We start from the raw sequence: 7528 nt of genomic DNA on the forward strand, positions 1-7528 counted from the left end.
TAATTCCAAAGACGTTGAAGAGAAGAACTGCGGGACAAGATTTTGGAGACGCGCCGTAGGCGCTGGTGCGCACTCGTAGGCACCTTTTGAAAAGCTATCGCCGATTTTCGACGAGAATTTTAGCTTCCGCGCGCTACCGGTCCGTCAATGTATCGATAGAGGATTCTCAAACGACCTGCCCCCGAGGAAGCACATACTTGGGAGCAGCTCCGAGGCGGTCAAGCAATCGCTGCAACCGTTCCTGTTGCGTGCGCATTAGCCCCCGCGTCGCATATGCCTGAAGAACCCGACCGCGCCAGTAAGCTTGCGCGAACAATGAATCCGCACCTTCCGAGCATAGGACTCGCTCGAGATGGGTGATGGCGACGTCAACGTTGTGGGGCGTATATGGGCTCACGCCCGTAGCCCCTTTTTTATTGGCGGTTTTCAATGCGTTCTCTCAGTTGGAATTTCTTGTACCTAACGCGCGTCCGTCACTAGCGACCGCAGCCCGCTTACGCCCAGCATATGCCCATTAGTCGTATGTTTAGTCACTTGTACTAAACTCGGCAACAAGATACAGTAAAACGTACCTTTGAAAAACTCAGGGTTAACGTGAGTCATTGACATTCTCAGCCACCGCGGTTCGACGGTACTATCGAGCGAGCCACCTCAAGTTGCCGCTCGCGCGGCATCATCCGCCCGGGTCTCGCGAGTAGAACCATCGCATGTCGTCGACAAAACAGAATCTGCTGGTGTGCAGATGCCAATCCGACGCCGCCAGTTCATGAGATAGGCGTCAATCATCCGATTCCGCAGCAGTTCGCCGGCCTTGTCTTTGCGAACTTACGTGATAAACATCCCGGACACGCCGAGCGCCGAAATGCACACGCCGGCGATGATATATGCCCCGATTGCCTCACTCGCGTACCTTCGGTGCCGCGACTCATGGCATTCGTTTGCAGCTTCAGCGGATGGATGACAGATGACGTGCGAGCGCAGTCACCTCCATCGTCAAATACGGAAACAACGGCAGCCCTGAGAGGATGGTGTGCAGTTCGTCGTGCGATTCGACGTCGAAAACGCTGTAGTTCGCATACTCTCCGACAACGCGATGTAGCTGCTGCCATTTGCCTTGGTGCTGAAGCTCTTGTGAGTAGGCCTTTTCTCGTGCCTTGATTTGGTCAGCCTGAGCCGCCGGCATATCGTGTGGCAGGTGTACATCCATTCTTACGAGATAAAGCATAGGATTCCTTTTAAAAAATATGGATCTCTCAGGCCCACCAGCACAATAATTGGAATGGGTCGATGTGGTTGGTGCTGGATTGACTGTGCGTGCGCTCAGATTTTTTTGTCGCGACGGTAGAAAGCGAGCTTTTCCTCGTCGATATGCAGGCCTAGGCCTGGCCCTTCGGGCATATGAAGGTCGAAGTCTCGGTATTGGGGGCGCGCAGTGACGATGTCGTCTTTCAACAAGAGCGGTCCGAACAGCTCTGTACCCCAAGCAAGTTGTGGAAGCGCAGTGAATCCGTGTGCCGACGCAATCGACCCGATGCTGCCCTCGAGCATCGTGCCACCATACAGGGACACGCCGGCTGCATCCGCGATGGCGGCGGTACGCATCATTCCGTAGATTCCACCGGACTTCGCAATCTTCAATGCAAACACGTCCGCACAAGCACCGCGCACGAGTTCGAGGGCGTCCTCCGGGCCTGTCACCGCTTCGTCGGCCATGATGGGCACGACGAAACGAGATGCGAGTCTGGCGAGTGCTCCGCGCTGCTCTCGCGGAGTGGGTTGCTCGATGAGGTCGATGCCCGCAGCTTCGAGCGCCTCAATTCCCAGTGCTGCCTCGACCTCATTCCATGCCTGATTCACGTCTACAGTGACTCTGGCACGGTCGCCAAGTGCAGCTTTGATTCTCGATACGTGCGCTACATCATCCCGAACGCTACGCCGGCCAATCTTCAGTTTGAAAGTATTGTGGCGACGTTCACCGAGGAGCATTTCCGCTTCCTCGATGTCGCGTTGGGTGTCCCCACTTGCGAGCGTCCAAAGGACCGGAAGCGTCTTGCGGACAGCGCCGCCAAGAAGCGTTGAAACCGGGACGCCCAGGCGCTTGCCCTGAGCGTCCAGCAGAGCCGTTTCAAGCGCGCATTTCGCGAACCGGTTCCCCCGGGCGACCTTGTTCAGCTTGAGCATTGCACCGTTGATATTGGTCGCATCTTGCCCGACAAGCGCAGGTGCAAGGTAGGTATCGATGGTCAGCTTGATGCCTTCCGGACTTTCCTCGCCGTAAGACAGACCACCAATCGTGGTGGCCTCGCCGATACCCTCGATGCCATCGCTTGAGCGCAGACGGACGATGACCAGGGTTTGTTGCTGCATTGTCGCCATTGCTAGCTGATGCGCGCGAATGGTTGGGAGGTCAACCAGAATCGCTTCGACGGAGGTGATTTTTGGGTTCATACCTAAAATGGCGGAGTTGTTGGGTTGCTGAAGTATTGCGCGCGCAATAATCGCCTGTCCAACACCATCGACGTCTAGTGTCATACCCTCGAGGTATAGCCGACATCACCCCTAATCGGCACGGGGCACATGGGGCGTCCTCGCCTCCTCGTACAGCCGATAGATAAGTGCAAGCATTTCTTGAATGTCCCGCGACTCGTCGAGCATACGCATGCTCATGATGATGGGGGAAACCAGAGTGGGGTCGTCCAGTTCCTTGTAGCTCACATCGTCTCGCTTCAGGCCGTACACGCTGCTCGGAACGACAGATATTCCTTCCCCCGCTGCTACGAGACCTAGCGCAATCTGCAACTCTCGCACTTCATATATCCGGCGAGGCTTGAGAGCACGGTCTTGGAATGCCGAAAGCACCTGGTCTGCATAACTGGGGCGTGGCGCCTTCGGGAAAATAATCAGAGTCTCGTTGACGAGGTCGCTAAGAGCGAGGACGGGCTTGACGAGTGAGAGTGGATGGCCCTCCGGGAGCGCAACAATCATCTTCTCCTCGCGAAGAATCACCCGGCGGATGTTCGCGTCCTCGAGTCGAATACGGCCAAACCCGACATCAATTTGACCGTCCTTCAGCGCTCTAATCTGGTCCATCGTCGACATCTCGTGGAGGGTGAGTTCGACCGTAGGGTTCTCATCGCGGAAGCGCCGGATGATTTTTGGCAGCATTCCGTACAAAGTCGAACCAACGAAACCGATAGAGAGGCTGCGCTCGATGTTGCCCACGCGCCTCGTCATTGATTCGAGTTCGGCTGTCTGAGCCAGCAACTGCACGGCATGGGCATAGAAGAACTTACCCGTCTCCGTGAGCTTCAACGGCCGCGAGTCGCGCTGAAATAGCTGAACCTCAAGAGCCTCTTCTAGTTGCTGTATCGAACGGCTCAAAGGCGGCTGGGCCATGTGCAGTCGCTGCGCCGCGCGCGTGAAATTGCGTTCTTCGGCTACCGCGACGAAATAGCGAAGATGCCGCAATTCCATTTCAATACCTCCTGGATATAGACCGATACTAAATCAGTGTTGGACGGGCCTTTACAGCGTCCTTTATCCTGCTTTCACACTCTGGTTTAGCACCTGATTATACCTCCCAGGCATATTCATGTAGGCGTTAAATGAAGGGTTAACCCCACCAGAAAATAGAGAGATTCAGGAGCAGACATGAGCGTAAAAGTGTTCGATACGAACGAAGTGCAGGACTTGCTGAAGGCCGCTGCCAACCTCGCAAGCCAGGACGGCAATCCTCGCGGCAAGCAGATTGTCCATCGTCTGCTGAGCGATTTGTTCAAGGCCATCGACGACCTTGACATGACGCCCGATGAAATCTGGGCCGGCGTCCACTATTTCAACAAGCTCGGCCAAGACGGTGAAGCGGCGTTGCTTGCCGCTGGCCTCGGCCTGGAGAAGTATCTCGACATTCGCATGGATGCCGAGGACAAGGAGGCCGACATCGGTGGCACGCCGCGTACCATCGAAGGTCCGCTGTATGTCACCGGCGCACCGGTGCGCGATGGCGTGTCCAGGATTGACATCAATCCCGACCAGGACGCCGGCCCTCTGGTCATCCACGGCACGGTCACCGGTCCAGACGGCAAGCCCGTCGCAGGTGCGGTGGTCGAATGCTGGCACGCAAATTCAAAAGGCTTCTATTCGCACTTTGACCCGACCGGCGCGCAGAGCGACTTCAATCTGCGCGGTGCAGTCAGAACTGGCGTCGACGGCAAGTACGAATTCCGCACGCTGATGCCGGTGGGCTACGGCTGCCCGCCGCAGGGCGCGACCCAGCAGTTGTTGAACGTGCTCGCCCGCCATGGCGACCGTCCGGCGCATGTGCACTTCTTTGTCACCTCGGACAAGTATCGCAAGCTGACAACGCAAATCAATATTGAGGGCGACCCGTTAATTTGGGACGACTTCGCCTACGCCACCCGCGAGGATTTGATTCCGCATGTGGTCGAAAAGTCCGGGGGCACTGCGCTGGAAATGAAGGCTGATACCTACAAGGACATCGAGTTCAACATCGAGTTGACTCCGTTGGTTCAGGGCAAGGATAACCAGCTCGTTCATCGCCTGCGTGCGTCTGCTGCTGCCTGACCGCTAAAGGCGGCTGCCAAGTCGTACCACTGCTGCCGCTCAATTCTTCAAGAATCTTTCGACACCAATGCGCGTGCCCTTGACGGAGCACGCCCAGGAGAGCACTCATGTCCGCATTCAACGACAAAGCCTCGCAACTGGATGAATTGCTGCACACCGCGGTTCAGGACGACAAACAAAACGGTGTATTCCGTTGCCGCCGCGATATTTTCACCAACGCCGATTTGTTTGAGCTCGAGATGAAACACATCTTCGAGAGCAACTGGGTGTATCTCGCGCATGAGAGCCAGATTCCCAACAACAACGACTACTACACCACGTGGATTGGCCGCCAGCCCATCGTCGTAACTCGCGACAAAAGCGGCGAACTGCATGCGGTCATTAACGCCTGCGCGCACAAGGGCGCGATGCTGTGCCGGAAGAAGCACGGCAATAAAGGTACGTTCACCTGTCCATTCCACGGCTGGAGCTTCGCTAACACAGGCAAGCTGCTGAAAGTGAAGGACGTGAAGACCACCGAATACCCGGTGCAGTTCAACACCAATGGCTCGCATGACCTGAAGAAAGTCGCGCGCTTCCAGAGCTATCGTGGCTTCCTGTTCGGCAGCCTCAATGCGGACGTGATGCCGCTAGAAGACTTCCTTGGCGAAACGAAGGTCATCATCGACCAAATCGTCGACCAGGCAGCGAACGGGCTGGAAGTGTTACGCGGCAATTCCTCGTACATCTACGACGGCAACTGGAAGATGCAGATGGAGAACGGCTGCGACGGCTACCACGTCAGCACGGTGCACTGGAACTATGCCGCGACGATGGACCGGCGCAAGGTCGATGGCACCAAGGCAGTGGATGCGAACAGCTGGAGCAAGTCGGTTGCGGGCGTGTACGGGTTCGAGCACGGCCACATCCTGTTGTGGACCAAGACGATGAACCCGGAAGTGCGGCCGGTCTATCAATATCGTGAAGAAATCAAGGCACGCGTGGGCGAAGTACAGGCGGATTTCATCGTCAACCAGACGCGCAACCTGTGCCTGTATCCGAACGTGTTCCTGATGGACCAGTTCAGCACGCAGATTCGCGTGGTACGCCCCCTCAGTGTCGACAAGACCGAAGTCACCATCTTCTGCTTTGCCCCAAAGGGTGAGAGCGCGGCCGACCGCGCTACCCGCATCCGTCAATACGAGGATTTCTTCAACGTCTCGGGAATGGGCACCGCAGACGACCTTGAAGAGTTCCGCGCTTGCCAGGCTGGCTATGCCGGCACCACCGCGTTGTGGAACGACCTTTCGCGCGGCGCTCCGTTGTGGGTCGATGGCCCGGACGCGAACGCGAAGAGTATGGGTCTCAAGCCGGTTATCTCAGGCGAGCGCAGCGAAGACGAAGGCCTGTTTGTGTGCCAGCACGAATACTGGGTGCAAGTGATCCGCGACGCGCTGAAAAAGGAACAAGAGGAGGCCGTGGCATGAGCTTCGATTACCGGAAAATCTGCGCCATGCTGTACCGCGAAGCCCGCCTGCTCGATGACCGCCAGTGGGACGATTGGCTAGCCTGCTATGCAGAGGACGTCAGCTACTGGATGCCGGCTTGGGACGATGACGACAAGCTCACCGACGACCACGAGAGTCAGATTTCGTTGATGTATTACCCGGACCGAGGCGGTCTGGAAGACCGTGTGTTTCGCATCAAGACCGAACGCAGTAGTGCGTCGATGCCTGAACCGCGTACCAGCCACAACGTAACCAATGTGGAAGTGCTGGCCGAACGCGGCAACGAAGTGGACGTGCGCTACAACTTCGACACACTCAGCCACCGCTACAGAATCAACGACCATTTTTTCGGCACGATGTTCGTTACCTTGCGAAAAGTCGACGACAACTTGTTGATTTCAGCCAAGAAAATCGTTCTGAAGAACGACTACATCCGCCAGGTGCTCGACATTTATCACGTTTGACGTCGAGCGCCGAGAGGAAACTGGAAGCAGAGGAGACAACATGACCAGCTACAACATTGCACTGAACTTCGAGGACGGCGTGACCCGCTTCGTCGCATGCAAGCCGGGCGAGAAGGTGCTCGATGCCGCCTTTCGCGCAAAAATTAACCTGCCAATGGATTGTTCCGATGGCGTGTGCGGTACCTGCAAGTGCCGCGCTGAAAGCGGCACCTATGACCTTGGCGACGATTACATCGAAGACGCGCTGAGCGAGGATGAGAAGAGCAGCGGTCTCGTACTCACCTGCCAGATGGTGCCAGAAAGCGATTGTGTGATTGCGGTGCCGGCATCTTCCACTGCATGCAAGACTGAGCAAAGCAAGTTCGCCGCGACCGTATCAAAGGTGGTACCGCACAACGACGCGGCCATTGTGCTCGAAATGGATGTGGATGCGACCGCGCCCGTATTCCTGCCTGGCCAGTATGTCAACATTGATGTTCCTGGCAGCGGTCAGCACCGTTCGTATTCTTTTTCGTCGGCACCGGGTCAATCAAAAATCAGTTTTCTGATTAAGAAGATTCCCGGTGGCGTGATGAGCACCTGGCTCGAATCCGCACAGGCAGGCAACAAAGTAGAGCTGACCGGGCCTCTCGGCAGCTTCTATCTGCGCGCGGTGGAGCGGTCGTTGCTGTTCCTCGCCGGCGGCACAGGCCTGGCACCGTTTCTGTCGATGTTGGAAGTGCTGGCTCGCGTGAATTCGCAGCAGAAAGTTCATCTGATTTATGGCGTGACGAGAGACCTCGACCTCGTCCAGGTCGATGCTATCGAGGCGTACGTGGCGAAGTTGCCCAATTTCACCTACAGCACAGTGGTGGCCGATGCGGATTCGACACACCCTCGCAAGGGTTGGGTGACGCAGCACATGCCGGCGGAGGCCGTAAATGATGGTGACGTGGACGTGTACCTGTGCGGGCCGCCACCGATGGTCGATGCAGTGCGTAAGTATTTCGACGA

At 56.7% G+C, this 7528-nt stretch carries 7 protein-coding genes; 4 read left to right on the top strand and 3 right to left on the bottom strand.

What is annotated here, in order from left to right:
- Positions 1 to 946 precede the first annotated feature (946 nt).
- The 3 genes from catC to WCA53_RS30210 all read right to left on the bottom strand — a co-directional run bounded on the left by catC (position 947) and on the right by WCA53_RS30210 (position 3474).
- Positions 947 to 1225: a muconolactone Delta-isomerase gene (gene catC / locus WCA53_RS30200; RefSeq protein ID WP_423920022.1), complete on the bottom strand. Its 279-nt coding sequence runs from the start codon at positions 1223 to 1225 to the stop codon at positions 947 to 949.
- Positions 1226 to 1320: 95 nt separating this feature from the next.
- Positions 1321 to 2448: a muconate/chloromuconate family cycloisomerase gene (locus WCA53_RS30205; protein ID WP_423920025.1), complete on the bottom strand. Its 1128-nt coding sequence runs from the start codon at positions 2446 to 2448 to the stop codon at positions 1321 to 1323.
- A gap of 111 nt (positions 2449 to 2559) precedes the next feature.
- Complete coding sequence (locus tag WCA53_RS30210; RefSeq protein WP_423920030.1) at positions 2560 to 3474, bottom strand: LysR family transcriptional regulator; 915 nt, start codon at positions 3472 to 3474, stop codon at positions 2560 to 2562.
- A gap of 177 nt (positions 3475 to 3651) precedes the next feature.
- Between WCA53_RS30210 and catA the strand changes: the two genes are divergently transcribed.
- The 4 genes from catA to benC form a co-directional block, all read left to right on the top strand.
- Positions 3652 to 4584: a catechol 1,2-dioxygenase gene (catA, locus tag WCA53_RS30215; RefSeq protein WP_423920035.1), complete on the top strand. Its 933-nt coding sequence runs from the start codon at positions 3652 to 3654 to the stop codon at positions 4582 to 4584.
- A gap of 107 nt (positions 4585 to 4691) precedes the next feature.
- On the top strand, positions 4692 to 6050 hold the full coding sequence (locus WCA53_RS30220; protein WP_423920038.1) for a Rieske 2Fe-2S domain-containing protein: 1359 nt from the start codon (positions 4692 to 4694) through the stop codon (positions 6048 to 6050).
- Complete coding sequence (gene benB, locus WCA53_RS30225; RefSeq protein ID WP_423920041.1) at positions 6047 to 6535, top strand: benzoate 1,2-dioxygenase small subunit; 489 nt, start codon at positions 6047 to 6049, stop codon at positions 6533 to 6535. The genes WCA53_RS30220 and benB overlap by 4 nt, the downstream gene beginning before the upstream one ends.
- Before the next feature lie 40 nt (positions 6536 to 6575).
- Positions 6576 to 7528 (top strand): benzoate 1,2-dioxygenase electron transfer component BenC (gene benC, locus WCA53_RS30230; protein WP_423920044.1); only part of this gene is annotated, 953 nt, incomplete at its 3' end.

Source organism: Caballeronia sp., from assembly GCF_049581465.1.
Classification (GTDB): Bacteria; Pseudomonadota; Gammaproteobacteria; order Burkholderiales; family Burkholderiaceae; genus Caballeronia.

What these genes read in the sequence shown, in the direction of transcription:
- catC (WP_423920022.1), bottom strand. Translation starts at nt 1,225, where the DNA reads ATGCTTTATCTCGTAAGAATGGATGTACACCTGCCACACGATATGCCG.
- WCA53_RS30205 (WP_423920025.1), bottom strand. Translation starts at nt 2,448, where the DNA reads ATGAACCCAAAAATCACCTCCGTCGAAGCGATTCTGGTTGACCTCCCA.
- WCA53_RS30210 (WP_423920030.1), bottom strand. Translation starts at nt 3,474, where the DNA reads ATGGAATTGCGGCATCTTCGCTATTTCGTCGCGGTAGCCGAAGAACGC.
- catA (WP_423920035.1), top strand. Translation starts at nt 3,652, where the DNA reads ATGAGCGTAAAAGTGTTCGATACGAACGAAGTGCAGGACTTGCTGAAG.
- WCA53_RS30220 (WP_423920038.1), top strand. Translation starts at nt 4,692, where the DNA reads ATGTCCGCATTCAACGACAAAGCCTCGCAACTGGATGAATTGCTGCAC.
- benB (WP_423920041.1), top strand. Translation starts at nt 6,047, where the DNA reads ATGAGCTTCGATTACCGGAAAATCTGCGCCATGCTGTACCGCGAAGCC.